Source organism: Mesorhizobium sp. M4A.F.Ca.ET.050.02.1.1 (genome assembly GCF_003997725.1).
Classification (GTDB): Bacteria; Pseudomonadota; Alphaproteobacteria; order Rhizobiales; family Rhizobiaceae; genus Mesorhizobium.
Map to the genome: position 1 here is coordinate 1 of NZ_RZSG01001303.1, position 882 is coordinate 882.

Genomic DNA, 882 nt, shown 5'->3' on the forward strand with positions numbered 1-882 from the left:
AGGTCGGGCAGCAGCCGCTCCAGTGAGATCAGGTCGATGTCGGGTCGCGCCCGGGCGATGGTCTTCAGCATCGAACGGACCGCCGCGGCGTCGGCGCTTGGCAGCCGGCCCGGCGCAGCGGCGGCGAAATTGCCGTTGGCATGGCGGCCACCCATGAAGCGGGCGATGCGGAATGGTCCACGGCTGACGACTTCAAGGGCCAGAGAAAGCACCTGCTCGTTTTCGACGCTGAGTGCCGCAACGACAATGTCGGGCTGAACCGCCCGAGCCCAGTTGCTTACCCAAACGGCACTTTGCGCCGGCGCGAACAGCGCCGAAGCGCAGAATCGCGCGTAAGTTGCAAGTGCCGCGCCGTCGCCGATGGTCACCGACAGGCCGGCGTGACCGACCGGCATGGTGCGTGGCGGTGTCTCGCTCGCGGCCAGCCGATTGCCGTCAAATGACGCGGTGGCGTCAACCATACCTCAATCCTTAAGGCGTATTCGTCTCAACCTGGGGGTACGCATGGGCACGTCGCATGCTGGATGAGCCTAGGCGCAAAAGGTGAAGGAATGATCGACGGGGGTGAAGCAATCCGGAAACTGGCGCTGAACGTTGCCCGCTACACCGGCCTTGCCCCGCTGGCAAAGCCGTTTGTCGGCGGCATCGGCGCCATCCTCATGCTGCACCGGGTCACCGCGACGCCGGAGAAGCCGAACGGCGTCAACCGTCACCTGAACATCGCGCCCGGCTTCCTCGACGCCCTCATCGCCGACATGAGGGCCGAAGGCTACGCTTTCGTTTCGCTGGACGAGGCGATCGAACGTATCAAGCACGGCGGCAAGGGCGGTCAGTTCGCCACCATCACCGCTGACGACGCCTATCGCGACAACATGACTGAGG

2 pseudogenes are annotated in these 882 nt (G+C 65.0%); one reads left to right on the forward strand and one right to left on the reverse strand.

The features are described from left to right. Positions 1-461 (reverse strand): annotated as a pseudogene (locus EOA33_RS37105) (GNAT family N-acetyltransferase); the annotation flags it as partial. A gap of 90 nt (positions 462-551) precedes the next feature. Between EOA33_RS37105 and EOA33_RS37110 the strand changes: the two are divergent. After that, positions 552-882, forward strand: a pseudogene (locus EOA33_RS37110) (polysaccharide deacetylase); the annotation flags it as partial.